Annotated in this window: 11 protein-coding genes and 1 pseudogene; 5 read left to right on the plus strand and 7 right to left on the minus strand. The window is 66.7% G+C overall.

The features are described from left to right. Positions 1-328: 328 nt before the first annotated feature. The 3 genes and pseudogenes from ACNQS7_RS30615 to ACNQS7_RS30625 all read right to left on the minus strand — a co-directional run bounded on the left by ACNQS7_RS30615 (position 329) and on the right by ACNQS7_RS30625 (position 3,583). Positions 329-2,294: pseudogene (locus tag ACNQS7_RS30615) on the minus strand (PE family protein). Between the two features lie 620 nt (positions 2,295-2,914). After that, complete coding sequence (locus ACNQS7_RS30620; RefSeq protein WP_418015500.1) at positions 2,915-3,310, minus strand: nitroreductase family deazaflavin-dependent oxidoreductase; 396 nt, start codon at positions 3,308-3,310, stop codon at positions 2,915-2,917. A 9-nt stretch (positions 3,311-3,319) separates the two neighbouring features. Continuing rightward, positions 3,320-3,583 (minus strand): limonene-1,2-epoxide hydrolase family protein, encoded by a 264-nt coding sequence (locus tag ACNQS7_RS30625; RefSeq protein WP_418015501.1) that lies wholly within the window; start codon positions 3,581-3,583, stop codon positions 3,320-3,322. Between the two features lie 412 nt (positions 3,584-3,995). Here ACNQS7_RS30625 and ACNQS7_RS30630 point away from each other — a divergent pair, with 412 nt between their 5' ends. Beyond that, positions 3,996-5,426 carry a DUF5939 domain-containing protein gene (locus ACNQS7_RS30630; RefSeq protein ID WP_418015502.1) on the plus strand — a complete coding sequence of 477 codons (1,431 nt, stop codon included), beginning with the start codon at positions 3,996-3,998 and terminating at the stop codon, positions 5,424-5,426. Between the two features lie 87 nt (positions 5,427-5,513). On the opposite strand, the gene ACNQS7_RS30635 is transcribed toward ACNQS7_RS30630, so the two are convergent. After that, positions 5,514-6,761 carry an ABC1 kinase family protein gene (locus ACNQS7_RS30635; protein ID WP_418015503.1) on the minus strand — a complete coding sequence of 416 codons (1,248 nt, stop codon included), beginning with the start codon at positions 6,759-6,761 and terminating at the stop codon, positions 5,514-5,516. Positions 6,762-6,935: 174 nt separating this feature from the next. Between ACNQS7_RS30635 and ACNQS7_RS30640 the strand changes: the two genes are divergently transcribed. The 4 genes from ACNQS7_RS30640 to ACNQS7_RS30655 all read left to right on the plus strand — a co-directional run bounded on the left by ACNQS7_RS30640 (position 6,936) and on the right by ACNQS7_RS30655 (position 12,927). Continuing rightward, a complete protein-coding gene (locus tag ACNQS7_RS30640) occupies positions 6,936-8,231 on the plus strand; it encodes a cytochrome P450 (RefSeq protein WP_418015504.1) in 1,296 nt (431 codons plus the stop codon). 45 nt (positions 8,232-8,276) lie between these two features. Then, positions 8,277-9,281: an LLM class flavin-dependent oxidoreductase gene (locus ACNQS7_RS30645; RefSeq protein WP_418015505.1), complete on the plus strand. Its 1,005-nt coding sequence runs from the start codon at positions 8,277-8,279 to the stop codon at positions 9,279-9,281. A gap of 9 nt (positions 9,282-9,290) precedes the next feature. Further along, the gene (locus tag ACNQS7_RS30650) at positions 9,291-10,472 is read left to right on the plus strand and encodes a phosphotransferase (RefSeq protein ID WP_418015506.1); all 1,182 of its coding nucleotides are present in this window, start codon (positions 9,291-9,293) and stop codon (positions 10,470-10,472) included. A gap of 220 nt (positions 10,473-10,692) precedes the next feature. Then, on the plus strand, positions 10,693-12,927 hold the full coding sequence (locus tag ACNQS7_RS30655) for a molybdopterin oxidoreductase family protein (protein WP_418015507.1): 2,235 nt from the start codon (positions 10,693-10,695) through the stop codon (positions 12,925-12,927). 89 nt (positions 12,928-13,016) lie between these two features. Here the strand turns inward: ACNQS7_RS30655 and asnB are convergent, their stop codons facing one another. The 3 genes from asnB to ACNQS7_RS30670 form a co-directional block, all read right to left on the minus strand. Next, positions 13,017-14,933, minus strand: coding sequence for an asparagine synthase (glutamine-hydrolyzing) (gene asnB, locus ACNQS7_RS30660; protein WP_418015508.1), 1,917 nt, complete (start codon positions 14,931-14,933; stop codon positions 13,017-13,019). A 214-nt stretch (positions 14,934-15,147) separates the two neighbouring features. Continuing rightward, positions 15,148-15,807 carry a TNT domain-containing protein gene (locus tag ACNQS7_RS30665; RefSeq protein WP_418015509.1) on the minus strand — a complete coding sequence of 220 codons (660 nt, stop codon included), beginning with the start codon at positions 15,805-15,807 and terminating at the stop codon, positions 15,148-15,150. A 255-nt stretch (positions 15,808-16,062) separates the two neighbouring features. Further along, positions 16,063-16,587, minus strand: a complete 525-nt coding sequence (locus ACNQS7_RS30670; RefSeq protein ID WP_418015510.1) for a hypothetical protein — start codon at positions 16,585-16,587, stop codon at positions 16,063-16,065. Positions 16,588-16,878 lie beyond the last annotated feature (291 nt).

Genomic DNA, 16,878 nt, shown 5'->3' on the forward strand with positions numbered 1-16,878 from the left:
GGGCAGAACGGTCCGATGAGAAGTCTGTTCGGCGCACCACCTGCGGGCGGAGAGGAGACACGCCCGAGATGGTTGCTCCCGGTCAGTGATGATCGAACTACATTGTGCGACAGGCGAACTCGTCCGATGCCCCCGTTATCTCTGAATATCCGATGACCGAAATGCGCCCGGATACCACGGGGTACTTGGCTCATCGTGGCCGCACTCGTTCGACCGCGACCATTTGACTCCTAGTCGGTTGAGCGTGGCTGCGCAGAGGTATCAGGCCGCGATGGCTGTGAACGCCGATGGGGTGTCGATTCTTCGGTCGCCGCCGGGTCACCCGCTCTCAGAACTGACCGTTCAGGCCGCCGCCCCCACCGAACCATTTGGCGCCGGCACCGCCTTCGCCTCCGGTGCCGCCGACACCGACGATGGCGCCTTTGCCGCCGCGGCCTCCCATGTTGATATCGACGCTGTTGCCGGTGGCCCCGCCCGCCCCGCCGGCGGCGCCGTCGGTGCCGGCTCCGCCGTTGGCAACCCCGGCGCCAAGGAACGCGTTTATTGCGAAGGCGCCGCCACCGCCGCCGCCGCCGGTGCCGGCTCCGCCAATTCCGGGGTTGCCGCCCTGGCCGGTTCCGGGCGCGACACAGGTGGCCCAACCGCCCAGACCGCCGGTGCCGCCGACACCTCCGGCCGTGGCGGCCCCGCCGCCACCACCACCGCCGCCGCCGGTAGCGATGCCGTTATCCGTGACACCACCGCCACCACCGCCACCGCCGGCACCGCCGAAGCCGCCTGTGCTCCCGGAAGCGGTGGCACCGGCGCCGCCGCTCCCGCCGTGGCCGCCCCCCGCCGCCAGTCGGAAGGTCAAGCCGTCGACTTCGAAGGCACCACCTCCGGTGCCGCCGACCCCGCCGGTGCCGCCGGTACCGCCACCTCCACCGCCGCCGGTGCCGCCAGTGCCGCCACTGCCGGCACGGCCGCCGACCCCGCCTCCGCCACCACCACCGCCGATGAGCACGTCGCCGGTGCCCGAGACACCGATGTTGTAGCCGCCGGTGCCGCCCGCGCCGCCGGCACCGCCCCCGCCACCGGTGCCGTTGATACCCGTGCCGCTGGAGTTGCCACCGAAGCCGCCGGCGCCGCCGATGCCACCGTTGCCGCCGGCGCCGCCGAAGCTGAACCCGGTGTGGGCGTTGCCCGCACCGCCGGTGCCGCCGGCGCCGCCCGCACCGCCGGTACCGCCCAGGCCGCCGCTGCCGGGGTGCCCCAACAGCATTCCGCCGGCGCCACCTGCACCTCCCGCTCCGGCAGCACCGCCAGCCCCGCCGGTGCCACCATTACCAGCCACGAGGTGGGCTGCGTCTGGCGTCGAGCCCGCACCACCCGTCCCGCCGAGTCCGCCTGTGCCGCCTGTGCCGCCGGCTCCGCCGGATCCGCCCAGCAGCGCCTGGTTGGCGCCTCCGGCGCCGCCTTGACCGCCGGCACCGCCTACGAAACCGGTACCGCCGTTCCCTTGTGCCACGGTGCTGTCGACGCCGGCATGGCCGGCCCCGCCGTTACCACCGGCCCCGCCGGTACCACCAGTGCCGTTCAACGACAACAGCTGAATGTTGGGCCCGCCGACTCCACCGTTGCCGCCGGGTGCGCCAGTCCCGCCGGTGCCGCCGGGCCCGCCGGCCCCACCGTTACCGCCTCCGATCCACCCATTGGCGCCACCGGCCCCGCCCGTTACCACCTATCCCTCCCGACGAGCCGCCGATTCCCCCGGCGCCACCATTGCCGCCGTGGCCCCAGAGGCCGGCCGCGCCGCCGGCCCCGCCACTACCGCCGGCCCCGTTGCCCGTGCCTGGCTTGCCCGAGCCACCATTGCCGCCGTTGCCGATCAGCCACCCGCCGGCCCCGCCGGCTTGTCCGGTACCTGGCAGTCCGTTGGCGCCGTCACCGATCAGCGGGCGCCCGGTCAGCGTCAGGAAGGGTGCATTGATCGCGCCCAGCACCGCGTCCTGCGCAGCCTGTAGCGGCGAGGCGGCGGCGGCCTCCGCGCTGGCATACGAACCGGCGCTTGCGGCCAACGCCCGGGCGAATCCGTCATGGAACGCGGTCGCCTGGGCGTTGAGCGCCTGGTACTCCCGGCCGTGAGCGGAGAACAGCGCCGCGACCGCCGCTGACACCTCGTCCCCGGCAGCCGCCAGCACCTGCGTCGTCGACGTTGCTGCGGCCGTATGTGCGACCCGAAGCACCGACTCGATACGGGCCAAATCCGCTGCGGCCGTGGTCATAAAATCCGGCGTTACGATCACGAACGACATAACGACTCCTTCGGCTCGTCGGCCCAGTCCCGTTCCAATGTTTGGTCTGCGCGCGAACGTCGCCAGTCATGCGCTTGCATTCGAGGTTGTTGACGCTTCGCGGTCATGGCGTCTTCCTCCGTGTGGCTGGGCGGTTACCCGCACGACCCAAGCGTTGCCCTAAACGACAGAGGTGACTTAGGTAGTCCACTACTTCAATCGCCGCAGACCCATTCGCAGTCGCGCGCGGCGTCTGAGCGTGACCGAGTTAAAGACCCCACGAGCGGACGCGTTTGAAGGTGGAATTCCGCGGTCCAGTTCCTAGTCGGTTGCGGCGACCGGGTTGGCTGGGTCGCGGACAGTCATGTGCCGTTGAGGGTGTGGTCGTGGATATCTCGGTGGAAAGCCATGTCATTGCGATTGCGAACCACCGCGGTCCGGCCGTCTATGGCGAGCGGGAACGGCTTGATATCACCCGGCGGGGCGCACCGCAGATGCTGGCTTCCGGCGGCGGTGCGCATTTTTACCTTGGTGCACACCTGGCCGGCGTCGAGTTGGCAGCAGCGCTGCGCGTGATCATCGCCGCGACAGCGAATGTGCCTCGCACCGCTCCGGCGCCGTGGAACTTCTACTCTCCAAAGTCACTGCATGGCATCGACTTTGGTCAACACCAACGCCGCTTCGTCGTACGGAAACAGGCGGTAGAACACGCGAGATGGCCCTGTCACGCGCGTTGCGGCTTCGGCCTTACTCAGCAGACGTGGATCGGCCAGCGCGATACTCTTGCCGCGCTTGTGCAGCACCGTCTGTCCACCGGCGAAGACATTCTTCAACCAGTCCGATTCCGGCCCGTACCCGATCAGAAACACGAAACCGTTGCGGATGGGAAATACCAGCAGCGGCGTTCGGTAATGCCTGCCTGATGTGCGTCCGACATGTTCGAGTGTCCCGAGGCCCGGAAGCCACGGCGTGATCGACCGAGCCACCGGATTGGTGACTCGACTATTGAAGTTCGCTACAGCCCTTGGCATCTGCATGAAGCCACCTCATGCCGTCGCGGGCACCAGGGCGCTGATGTCCTCGCCTTGTAGGAGCTTGATCGTCAGATTCAGATCGAAATGGTCGGTCCAGCGAGTGATTCTCCCGTCGTCATCGACGACGAAGGTCCCCATCACTGGAATGGCCGGCTTGCTTCCGTCAGGAGCCTGCATGTAGTCCAAGCGTTCGGTGAGTACCACCGGTCCGTCGCTGGCGAGGTTGACGATTTCGAAAGCGTAGGCGTCCGGGAGGATCGAGAACTGGCCGGCCATGTTCTCCACGATGCCATCCGGTCCGGTGAAGGCGGGGCATTCCCACGTTCTGATAGACGGCCAGGTTGGCGAGGAGGGGATGCTTTGGATGACACGTCGGTTTCGGGTGCTGCCTGACAGGTGTCGGCCGATGCTGGACAACTACTTCGGCTGATCCTTGACACTCCCCGAATGAGAGTTGCTCACCGGCGCTATAACAAGCCGCCGGTGACGGGTGTTAGCGCTCGCGAACAGGCCTAACCCATAACCCACAGTGTGAAGGATCAACCGAGACAGAAACGTCAGTGGCGGGGGTTCGGGGCACTGACGACTTCGTCGGGACGACCACGGAATAAGAACGTGCGGTCAGTCGTTCTTGGTGACCTAGCGCGCGAATCCGGTCGTCCCAGCCAGCGCCAGTCCCGGAGGTGCCATGACCACCGCTATCCTCCAGAGCCGCCTTGCGGCCGTCAAGAACGTTGGCCACTTCGATGCAACAGCCGTAGACAGCTTTGCCCGCTACCTCGCCGAGGCGCCCGACGAGAAGCTCTTCCGCATGAACCCCTATCGCTACGCGAGCGAGACGGGCACGCCTGAGCGCTTGGCGGTAGACCTGTTTCTTCATGCGGCGCATGCGGGGGTGGTCGAGTTCAGTTGGGGGGTACTCTGCCCGGCCTGTGGGTCATTCATCACCACCGACCATGCGCTGCGCGCGCTCAACGAGGACCGCTTCTGCACGATCTGCGAGATCGCCGTGCCGCCGGTGATCGACGACAACGTGGAGGTCACCTTCAATGTCGCGCCATCGGCGCGCGCGATCCGCTTCCACGAGGCGGAGAAGCTCGACTTCTTACGCGACAGCCTCACACTGTTCTTCTCGCCCAGCGTCGCTGACAGAACGCACATCGACCGCGCTGTGGAAAAGCCCGTCTGGTTCGGTACCGCTCCGGCGGGCGCGAAGCTGGAGACCGAGACGTCGCTCGCGCCAGGGCATTACGTGCTGGCGCTGCCGCAGTACCACTCGTTACGACGCTTCACGGTCGAAGAAAAAGCGGGCGGCTCGACGTTGGACTACGAGGTCCTCGCCGGGGGCGAGCTCGTCCAGGATGGTGACCAGCTTGCGGCCGGCCAGGTGCACATGACACTGCACAACCGGCTCAGCCGGCCAGTGGTATTCGGAGCCTTCACCGACCCGCGCCCGTCCTCGCCGGAGGCGCTCGCCGCGAAACTCGATTTGTTGGCTGGGCAATCCGGCGAGAAGTTCCACCGGTTCTTTTCGGTCAAGGAGCTGGTAACTACTCAAGCGTTCCGGGATCTTTTTCGCGCCGAGAGCATTCCGGCGCAGGGTGGCCTGGCGCTGAAGAACCTGACCGTGCTCTTCACTGATCTCAAGGGTTCGACTGAGTTGTACTCGCGCATGGGCGACATGCGTGCGTACGCCCTCGTCGGCGAACACTTCGGCATTTTGCGCGAGGTAGTCGCCGCACGCGGCGGCGCGGTCGTGAAGACCATCGGCGACGCGGTGATGGCGAGTTTTCCGACGCCGGCGCCGGCGCTGGAAGCCGCCATGGCGATGAACCGTGAAGTTGGCAGGGTTGGCGATCTCGAGCTCAAGATCGGCCTCCACGCTGGTTCCTGCATCGCGGTGGACCTGAACGAGCGCCTCGACTATTTCGGCCAGACAGTGAACATCGCGGCGCGGGTCCAGGCGATCGCGGACTCGCGCCAGATCGTCTGCACGGACCAGGTGCGCGACGCGCCGGGTGCGGCCGAGGTGATAACCGCACTGAGCCCCGTAGGCGCACGCGAGATGGCGGCTCTCAAAGGGGTCGACGGCCACGTTGGCGTCTGGCGTTATCGGTAGGCCGGCACCGCCCAGCGCGCCGCATGTCTCGAATTGTAAAGCCCACTAGGTATTTCATCACCCGATTGGCCCCGCCAAACCTCAGGACTAGGCGGGCTTGCGCGCCGAATCGTCCGCGCTGGCCGCCCCCGCGGCGAGGTGCTTCAGCAGCTCGGCCTGGATCAGCCGGCGCCCGGGTGCGAGCCGGTGCGAGAGCCCGTTCAGCAGGATCAGCGTGCGCCCGACGAGTGCGAAGTCCTCCGGTATCTGGCGCAGGCTCGTCTCGCCCAGGATCTCGAAGAAGCCGGCCTCGGTGTCGCTGTCGCCGATCGTCATCAGCATCAGCGTGCGCAGGTTGTCGGGTTTCATCGAGTCGACGTCGAAGCCGAGCTGCTCGGCCGCGGCGAACGCGGATCGCGAGTCCCCGATCATCGCAGACACCATCATCGTCGCGACGAGCCGCGCGAATCCTGGTGGCAGCTCCTTGGCCAAGCCGAAATCGAGGAGGCCGATGCGGCCGTCGGGCAGGATCAGCAGATTCCCGGGATGCGGATCGCCGTGGAAGAAGCCCTGTTCGAAGATCATGGTGCCGTAGAGCGCGCCGATTCTGCGCGCGATCTCCGCGAGCTTGTGGCCCGCCGCGACAAGCTCTTTCGTGCGCGCGACCTGAATGCCCTGCAGGTACTCGAGCACGATCACGTTGTCGCCGCACAGCTCCGGATGGACGCGGGGGACGGCCACGAAGGGGATGGCAGTGAGATTCTTCGCGAGCCGCTCGGTCGAGCGCACCTCGCGCCGGAAGTCGAGCTCAAACTCGATGAAGCGCGTCGTCTCGGTGGCGAGCGCTCGCAGGTCGATGCGCCGCTGCACGAGCATGACGATGTTGACGACGCGGCGCAGCATGCGGAGGTCGAGCGGAATGATCTTCGGGATCTCGGGATAGCGGATCTTCAGGACGACCTGGCTGCCGTCGCGCAGCGTCGCGCGGTGCACCTGCGCCAACGATGCGGCGGCGAGGGCCCGGCGATCAATCGTCGCGAAGACCTCGTCGAGGGGCCGGCCGAGGTCCCGCTCGACGAGCGGCCGCAGCGTCTCGAAGGGGCGCGGCGGTACTGCGTCGTGGAACTGGCTCAGTTCCTCGATGAAGGGTGCCGGGAAGAAATCGGCCCGTGCGCCCTGGATCTGGGCGGCCTTGGTGAACGCGCCGGCCAGCGAAAGCGCGACGCGCTTGATCTCGCGGGCCGCTGCGCTGTGGGCGCGCTGCCAGTCTGCGTCGTTCGTAGGCCACAGCCCGGTGCGATCGCGTGCCAGGAGCAGTAGGTAGCGGGGCAGGACGCGCACGACCGCAAGCGCCACGCGCAGTACTCGGACGATTCGGAAGTGCCGGATCACGAAGCCGCAGCGCGCCTTTGCTGTCGAAGTAGAGAGAGGGGAGGCGCGTCGCGCGCGCTTGAGGCGATCGTCGGCACGGTGTTATTGTGGCTGGTCAATCGGTCATTCTCAACACTGCGCTCGCCCAGAGGACCCGCCATGACGTCTCGTGTCTGGCAACGCTCGGCGCCTTCCCGCCACCGGTCGGCACCCCTTCCTTCTGCGGACGCCTCCGCTGATTTCGACCTGTTCCTGCCGCTGCGCAGCGCCGGCTCGCTCGAGAACCCCTACCCGATGTACTCCGTGATCCGCACCGTGCGGCCGGTGCTCGAGGTGCCGGTCCCGAACTACTCGGGCCCCGGCGTGTGGATGCTCACGCGCTACCACGACGTCCACTCGGTGTTGCGCGACCCGCGTTTCTCGGTCGAGAGGCTGCGGGCGCCACTCATGCGCGACAACCTCGACCGCATGCCGGAGTTTCTGCGCCAGAGCGCAACTGGCATGCGCTCGATGCTGGTCATGGACCCGCCTGACCACACGCGCGTCCGCAAGCTCGTCCACCAGGCCTTCACGCCCAAGCGCGTCGCCGCACTGCGCGGCCACATCGAGGCGATCGTCCGCGAGCTTGCCGACGAGGCGCAGGCCAAGGGCACCTTCGACCTGATCCACGACGTCGCCGAGCCGCTCCCGGCGATCGTGATCGCTGAGCTGCTCGGCGTCCCGGCGGAGGACCACCGTCAGTTCCGTCAGTGGTCGAGCACGATGATCAACGGCTTCGGGTCGCCGAGCGCCGAGGCACGCGCAACCGGCGCGGCGGCGGCGCGCCAGGTCTTCGACTACCTCGCCGATATCATCGCCGCCCGCCGCCGCGCCCCGCGCGAGGACCTGATCAGCGCGATGATCGCGGCCCAGGAGGAGCGCGACGCGCTTACCGATGCCGAGCTGCTCGCTACCGGCAACCTACTGCTGCTCGCCGGCCACGAGACGACGACGAACTTGATCGGCAACGGCACGCTCGCCCTGTTGCGCGAGCCCGATCAATGGAAGCGGCTGTGCCAGGAGCCCGCTCTGCTCCCGACCGCGATCGAAGAGCTGCTCCGCTACGACGGGCCCGTGCAGGCGACGGTGCGCGTCGCGCTTGAAGACGTCGCGATCGACGACCAGGTCATCCCGGAGGGCTCGCTCGTGCTGGTGAGCATCGGCTCGGCGAACCACGACCCCGACACGTTCGAGGACCCAGACCAGCTCGACCTCGCCCGCGTCCCAAACCCGCACCTGGCCTTCGGGTTCGGCACGCACTTCTGCCTCGGGGCGCCGCTCGCGCGGCTCGAGGCGCGGCTCGCATTCGACGCGCTGACGAAGCGGTTCCCAGGGCTCTCGCTCGTGGATGACCGGCCGGTGTATAGGACGAATCCGGTGCTACGCGGGCTCACCAGCCTGGACGTGGCGGTGTAGCCGCATCGGGATCCGCAAGCGGGGTGGCGAGTAGCGTCAGCTCACGTGGAGATCTCCTGCGCGTTCGCGACGTCGTCGACCACTCCCAACCACGTCGAGCTGGCTGAAGAGCTGGGCTACAAACGTGCGTGGCTCTACGACTCGCCGGCACTGTACCCCGACGTGTGGATGGTGCTGGGCCGGTGCGCCGAGCGCACAACTCGCATCGGCCTCGGTCCTGGGGTGCTTGTCCCCAGCCTGCGACATCCGATGGTCAACGCCGCCGCGATCGCCGAGCTCGCGGATCAGGCACCCAACCGTGTGGCCGTCGCGATCGGCTCGGGGTTCACGGGGCGCTTCACGCTGGGGCAGCGACCGATGCCGTGGCGGCGGGTCGCCGAGTACGTCCGCTGTCTCAAGGCGCTACTGGCGGGCGAGCCGGCCGAGTGGGACGGCGCCACGATCCGGATGCTGCAGCTTCCTGGCTTCGGCGCGCGGCGGCCGCTCGAGGTGCCCATTCTGATCGGCGCGGACGGCCCCAGAGGGTTGGCGGTCGCCGCCGAGCTGGGCGACGGCGTCTTCTCCGCCGCCGTCCCTCAGCCGGACGCCGTGCGGGCGGCGGACTGGCGCGCGTTGCTGGCGTTCGGCACGGTACTGGACGACGGTGAGGAGTTGACGTCGCCGCGGGTGGTCGCGGCCGCCGGGCCGGCCGCTGTGGTGCTCTATCACGCGATGTACGAACGGGGCGGCGCGGCGGCGGTCGACGCGTTGCCGGGTGGAAGTGACTGGCGCGAAGCGATTGAGGCTGTGCCACAACACGAACGGCATCTTGCGATCCACGCCGGCCATCTCGTCGAGGCGAACCCGCGGGACGCACCTCACGTCGCGGGCCTGATTCCGATGGCCAGCTCGATGGCGTTGACGGCGACCCGTGACGAGCTGCCGGGCAAGATCGCCGCTTTAGGCGCATCGGGCGTCACCGAAGTGGCGTATCAGCCGGCGGGTCCGGATATCGAGCGCGAACTACGTGCGTTTGCATCCGCCGCCGGCCTGACCGGCGTCGGCACCTAGCGGCAGTCTGTGTGGGCCGACGCCAGTCACGCACTGCCGCAACGTAATGCGGCCCGCCGTGCCGAACGCGGCCTGCCGAACATCCAGTCGCTCGGTCGGTCCGGCGGTAATGTGGCACCGATGGACGGTGTTGCGGAACTTGTACCGGTGCTGCCGGCGCACCGCTTTGATGAGACCGCCCTCGCCCGGCACCTGCGCGGCCAACTACCGGGCTTCGACGGTCCACTGAGGGTTCGCCAGTTTCAGGGCGGACAGAGCAACCCGACATTCCACCTGCACACCGCCGAAGGCGAGTACGTCCTTCGCAAAAAGCCTCCGGGAACCCTGCTGCCGCGAGCGCATGACGTGGAACGCGAACACCGCGTGATGTCGGCGCTGCGCGACACCGATGTGCCGGTGCCCCGCATGCGCCTGATGTGCAACGACGAATCCGTCATTGGCACAGCTTTTTTCATCATGGATCACGTCCCCGGACGCATCTTTCACGACCCAGCCCTGCCCAACTGCAGCCCGGCGCAGCGAGCGGCGATCTACGAGGACCTCGCTCGGGTGCTTGCCGCGCTGCATGGTGTGGACTGGCGTGCGGCAGGACTCGAGGGGTTCGGCCGGCCGGAGGGATACCTGCAGCGTCAGGTGGCGCTGTGGACGAGGCAGTGGCAGGGCGCGCGCGTGGAAGACATGCCGGCGATGGACATGCTGGCGCAATGGCTGCCAGAACACCTGCCATCGGACGATGAGCCGGCGTGCATCGCGCACGGCGACTACCGCCTGGGTAACGTCCTGATTCATCCGAGCGAGCCGCGGATCGTCGCGGTCTTGGACTGGGAACTGGCGACCATCGGCCACCCGTTGGCCGACCTCGGCTATACCTGTCTGACCTACCATCTTTCGCCGGAATTCAGCGGCACCAAGGGCGTGGCGGGCGAGGACCTCACAGGCACCGGCATACCCGATGAGCAAGCCTTCGTTGCGAGCTACTGTCGGCATGCGGACCGGGAGCCACCCCGGTCGCTCGACGCCTACATCGTGTTCTCCATGTTCCGCCTTGCCTCCATCACCGCCGGCGTGTGGCGGCGCGGGCTCGATGGCAATGCGGCCGACTCCCGGGCCGGCACATCGGAGGTCCGGGACCGCTACCGCGCCCTCGCGCGAATGGCGTGGGCGTTGGCGCAACGACTTTCGGACGGGTGATGTGAGCCCGACTCGCCACTGCTGCGCTCGGCAGCCTTGGCTACACCGGACCCGAGGGCACGGCCATGAACGGCGACGAGGAAACTGTTTCCCAGCGCCTCGACGAACTGGCCGCAGCGGGCGTCGTCTTCGACCCGTGCCGAGAGATGTGTGAACGGAGCGTTCGTTGCTGCGAACGAAGGACCAGAGTGCCCCGAAACGGACCTGGGAAGGAGCTGGCATGACAGCAGAAACCGGGACAGCGTTGCGGATCTGCCCGCTGTGCGAGGCGACCTGCGGCCTGACACTGACCATCGTCGACGGCCGGGTTGTCAGTGCCCGCGGCGACCGCGATGACGTGTTCAGTGCGGGTTTCATCTGTCCGAAGGGCGCGAGCTTCGGCGAGCTCGATAACGATCCCGACCGGCTGACCGGGCCCCTCGTCCGGCGTGCGGGAGTGCTGACCGAAACCAGCTGGGAGGAGGCCTACGCGGTCGTCGCAGACCGTCTGGGTGAAGTTATTCGCGAGCACGGCGGCCCATCCGTCGGCGTCTACTTCGGTAATCCGAGCGCACACACCATCGCGGGTAGCCTGTACGCGCCGTTGGTCATTCGCGGTCTTGGCACCCGGCAGGTGTACAGCGCGAGCACCCTCGATCAGATGCCCAAGCACGTCGCGCTCGGCCTGATGTTCGGCAGCCCGGTCGCGTTCACGGTGCCCGATCTCGATCGCACCGACTATCTGGTCATCATCGGTGCCAATCCCTTGGTGTCCAACGGCAGTTTGGCCACCGCCGCCGACTTCCCCGGTAAGCTGCGGGCGCTGCGTAAACGCGGGGGCAAGCTGGTCGTCATCGATCCCGCCCGCACGCGGACGGCCGAACTGGCTGACCGCCACCTCGCACCGCGCCCCGGCACCGACGCCGTCTTGCTGTTTGCCATCGTGCACACGCTTTTCGAAGAGGGCCTTGTCGCAGAGCAGCTGGGCGGAATCGCGCAGCACGTCAACGGCGTCAACGAAATCCGCGCACTGTCCGACGAATTCGCGCCGGAAGCTGTCGCTTCGCACTGCGGAATATCCGCTGATGACATTCGCGTGCTGGCCCGCGAGATAGCGGCGGCGCCGACTGCGGCCGTGTATGGCCGAATGGGTACCTCCACAGTGGAATTCGGCGCGGTTGCCAGCTGGTTGGTAGACGCGATCAACATCCTGACCGGAAACCTCGACCGACCGGGCGGAGCAATGTTCCCCCTCGGCGCGACGGCGCCCGCGCCCCGCCCGCCGAAGCCGGGCCGAGGATTCCGAATCGGGCGTTGGCACAGCCGTGTCTCGGGCCACCCCGAGGTGATGTCAGAGCTTCCCGCCGCCGCGCTCGCCGAGGAGATCGACACCGCGGGGGAGGGCCAGATCAAGGCGATGATCACGATCGCCGGAAACCCGGTGTTGTCTGCGCCCGACGGCGATCGGCTCGACCGCGCGCTCGACAGCGTTGATTTCATGCTCAGCATCGACCCCTACCTCAACGAGACCACCCGTCACGCCGACGTGATCCTGCCGCCGCCCCCGCCGGCGCAGAGCGCCCACTTCGACTTCGCGCTCAACAACCTTGCGGTGCACAACAACGTGCGCTACTCACCGCCAGCTCTGCCGCTGGACGCTCGGCCCGACGAGCCGGAGATCCTGTCGCGCATCGCGCTGATTCTCTATGGCCTGGCACCGAACGGCGATGTCGCGTTGGTGGACGATCAGGTAATTGCGACCACGTTGACCAAGGAGGTCGCCGACGCGGGCTCACCCGTCGCCGGGCGCGCGATCGACGAATTGACCGCGATGCTCGCCCACGGCCCCGGCTACGAACGACGCCTGGACATGATGCTTCGGCTCGGACCGTACGGCGACGCTTTCGGCGCCAACCCCGACGGGCTCACTCTGGAACGGCTCAAGGCCGCGCCGCACGGCATCGACTTAGGTCCGTTGCAACCACGGCTTCTCGAGGTGCTCCGAACCCCAACGGGGCGAATCGAACTCGCGCCCGAGCCGCTGGTCGCCGACGTGGCGCGGCTGCGCGACTCGGTCGGCCTTCGCGGGGGACCGTTCATGCTGATCGGCCGGCGCCATCTGCGCTCCAACAACAGCTGGATGCATAACGTGCCGGCGTTGTCAGGCGGCACCAACCGCTGCACCCTGCGGATCCATCCGGACGACGCCGCCGACCTCGGGCTCAGCGATATTGCGGTGATCAAGGGGCCGGGTGGTGAACTCATTGCTCCGGTCGAGGTGACCGATGCCATGCGGCGCGGCGTCGTCTCGCTGCCGCATGGGTGGGGACACGATCGCGGCGGCACGGGACAGAAGCTCGCGGCAGGCGAGCCCGGTGTCAACGTCAACCAACTCAACGACGGCACTCATCTCGACCCGCTGTCAGGCACCGCTGTGCTCAACGGCATCCCGGTCGACATCGCCCCTGCGGGCTGATCGACAGGCCAGTCCGTGGTTCGGCGGGCCGCCTGGAACTGGCTGCGTGGCGCGGCGGCAGTAGTCGTCGCCGAGACCCTTCGAGCGCCTCAGCTCATCGAAAACAGCTGCTGCATCACAACCACACTCGCCACCCGCTGCAGACCACCCTCCACCGCGATGCGCTGATCGTCCGGGGACTCGAGCAGTTGATCGAGCGCCGCGGAGACCTTCTTCATGTCGTAGATCGGCTGTTCCTTCGCCGCTTGCGAAGCGAACGTATCCCGGTAGAAAACGAGCATCGGGTCGCTCGGGTCGCGTGTCGGCGGCGTCGTGAACGGATGTTTTTGACGGTCGTACACCTCCGGTATCAACACCTCTCTCGCGGCCTCGCGAAGGACGTGCTTCTCACGAATGCCCCTGACTTTCAAGCGGACCGGCACGCGAGCCGCCGCCTCGGCGACCTGATGGTCCAGGAACGGCACCCGGCCTTCGATGGAGTGGGCCATCTCCATTCGATCGGCGAGGTAATTCAGAATGAAGTTCGGCAGCACCGTTTTCGCGTTGATGTAGAGCATCTGATTGAGGTGGTCGCGGCCGGTGACGCGCTGCGCGATCGGCAGGCGATCCAGCGCGCAGATCAGCGGCTGAAACTCTCGGACTGACGGGGGAAGGTCGTCGCGCAGCAGTGGCGCCACGATATTCGTCTGCGCCGCACAAACATTGAGCGTCGCCGGCAGCCAGCCGAGCCTGCGCTCGACCGCCCGCATCTCGGAACTGCTGACTTGATCCGGCATCATTAGCGCGCGGGTCGCAGCATTGGCGCCGAGCATCTCATCGAGGAGTGCCGATCTCTCTTGGGCGCTCAGCGTGGCGTCGTTGTTCAGCGCGTCGACGCGGTAGTACGGATAGCCGCCCAGCATCTCGTCGGCGCCTTCGCCGGTGAACACCACTTTGATGCCGGCGGCCCGGACGGCACGGCTGAGTAGGTATTTGGCGACGCCGTGCCCGTTGAACATCTGAGTTTCGGCATGCCAGACCGCATCTGCGAACGCGTCCGCAATCTCTCGCCCCGTGATCGGTATGGGGTGGTACGTGGCGCCGACCCGGTTGGCCTGTTCTTCGGCGACACGGGCCTCGTCGTACAGCGGGTTCTCGAAGGTCAGGGTGAACGCGCGAATCGGCCGGTCCATCTCCTGTTGGGCCAGTCCGAGGACGGCACAGGAGTCGATGCCACCACTGAGATACGATGCGACCTCGACATCGGCAACCAGCCTCTGCCGCACGGCATCCCGGAGAACCTCACGAAACTCGGCGACGATTTCGGCGTCGCTTCGGGTGTCTGCCCGCATCTGATCGGCAGTCGGGATCTCCCAATCCCAGTACGGGTAAATGCGAACACCGCCGTCTCGCGCTATCGCGTAGCAGCCCGGCGGCACGGTACTGATTCCGGCGAACTCGGTTTTCTCGTGGGATCTTCCGAACCCTCCGGTAGCGCCCTCGAGGTCCCATTTAGCAGGCACCCCGAGCGCCAAAAGCGCTTTGATCTCGGAGGCGAAATACACATCACCGTCTACCGCCGCGTAGTAGAGGGGTTTGACGCCGAAGCGATCGCGGATCGCGTACATCGCGCGTTGGCGTTCGTCGGCAATGATCACCGCGAACTCGCCGCGCAGTTGCGCCGCGGCCTGGATGCCACGCTCGGCATAGAGGTGTAACGCGATCTCGCTGTCGCTGGCTGTGGAAAACTGGTATCCGCTCGCACGGAGTCGCTCACGGATCTCGCGGTAGCCGTAGAACTCGCCGTTCACGACCAGGTGCACCGCGCCGTCCGGACTCGTCATCGGCTGCGTTCCGTTGTCCAGACCGATGATCGACAACCGGGTGTGCCCGAGCGTCCATAGCCCATCCCGCGACGTCCACGTGCCGCAGCCATCCGGCCCACGATGCTCCAAGAGCTTGAGCGCGGTATCGCGCCGTTCAGACGGAAGACCCCGGCGCGTCATCGCAGCGAATATCCCGCACATCGTTGTGCCCTCCGCAATCTTTCACGGTCGTTGCGCGCCGACCTCTAGCCTCGGCACGCTCGCACGCCACCGGACTGGCAACGCGGCCATTCGAGCCTAACGCGTCGGCTGTGCGGCCCTGTCTGACGGCCCGCGACGACGGTCTGCCTCGAATGCTTGGCCGCACAAGTCATTTGGCAAAAGCGAGCCGATGACGCTTTGCGATTCAGTGCGGCTAGTTGCCCTCGAGGCCGTATTTCGGTGCCACCTCGATCAGTTGACCGGCGGCGAGGAGGTCTTTCACTCGGGTGTTGCCCAGGAAGTACTGGATGCCGCCGCCAGGCTGCCCGGCGAAGTCCTTGATTTTCCCGGACTGCACGGTCAGGTCCTTCACGACGCAGTAGACGTGGTAGTTGGCTTCCGGAGAGCCCTTGTAAGTGTTGAGTGACGACGGCGGCAAAGCCCGGGCGGCGAACGGCGTGTGCTTCTCGTTCGCAAGGAAGTTTGCTTCATCGGGCTGCCCGAACCGGTCGAACAGATGCCCCTTCTTCATCGTGAACGGCGTGGCGGGTCCGTCGAAGCCGAAGTTCGTCGGCCACTTCCAACCCCTGTTGGGGTCGTAGTACGTGTCGAGGAAGGCCTTGGGTTGCAGTGCCGGCGTTCCGAGTCTCTGGTAGTTGGTCAGCAGCTTCTTCACCGGCCCAGTGGGCAGGGTGTTCGGCCCCAGCAAATTACCGGAGTACGGGTCGGGGACGGGAAAAGGCTGGGAGTTTTCCGGTGCGGCTTCCCCAGTCCCAGCTTCCGGGCATTGCTTGTCCGCGTTGGCAGTGACTGGAAACAAAAGGGACAACACCAGCGCGACCAGCGCGCTGATAATAAGAGACTGGCGCCGCATCGACGGACTCCTTCGGGGTGCTGTTGAGACTGAAAAGCACCCTAGCAAATCGCTACCCGGCCGTCTCGAAATTGACATTTGCGCAACACCCGTGCGGCGGCCGACGCAGCAAACGTGGGCTGGGCACGCCGACCACATTGGCCAAAGCCTCCGCAGGCTTTGGCGGTCTGCCCGGTACCGGGGGAGGCGGCTCAGCCGGCAAGGCCGGAACGGCCAGCCAGCTGTAGAAACGCGAATTCCCGGACCCAGCCGACGTCAGTTCCCGGCGACGGCCTGCACCAGCATGGTCGCAGATGGGCTCGATAACACCCAATTACCGTTCTGGTTGACGAACATGAGGGGCTTGGTGACCGGTGCCGGCAGCTTCGGCCCTGCTACGGCCACGTCGGACATGACCGTAGCCGGACCGTTCTGCTGAATGTTGGAGACGACAAACGACAGCGGGAGCTGGCCGTTGCGATACGCCACCCTCAGCTCGTGATCCATCTCATGGCCCTCGCCCGACCCGATACCACCTTCGACCAGACCATCTTTGGTCCGGTATGACACACCCGGATTGGAAAGGTCATTGAGGATGCCGGTCAGTTGGTCAGGGGTCGGCAGGTTCAGCGTCGACGCGGGTTGCGGGTCCTGGGGTAGCGGCGCGCCGGTTGAGACCAGTTGCACCTGAGGCAGATTTGACGGCGCGATGCCGGGTGCGCTGGATGCCAGCCCCGCGGCACCGCCGCCAACGACGGCCAGTGCAGCCGCGCTGACAGCAATGGAATTGATGGATTTCACGGTTCCCCCAATTTGGGCATGAGCGTGCGGGACCGTTTCCCGCATCTGAATGCCGGCAATTTCTGCTGGGCACATCGTGCATCAATATGAGGGCTCAAAACTGTTCTGCAGCAACCGGTATCCATCTGTTAGGGAACTGTAGTGAACGTTACCGCCGCAATTAGGACGTGCGCCGACGTCAGGGCTGACCGGCGCCCCCGTCGTTGCTGTTGGCAACCGCCACAGAAGGCCGACATTTGCTACCCGCCGGTCATCTGATGCTGTGGACCCGCTGCGCGTGCGGCAGAGGCC

The organism is Mycobacterium sp. 23 (assembly GCF_048287075.1).
Classification (GTDB): domain Bacteria; phylum Actinomycetota; class Actinomycetes; order Mycobacteriales; family Mycobacteriaceae; genus Mycobacterium; species Mycobacterium gordonae_B.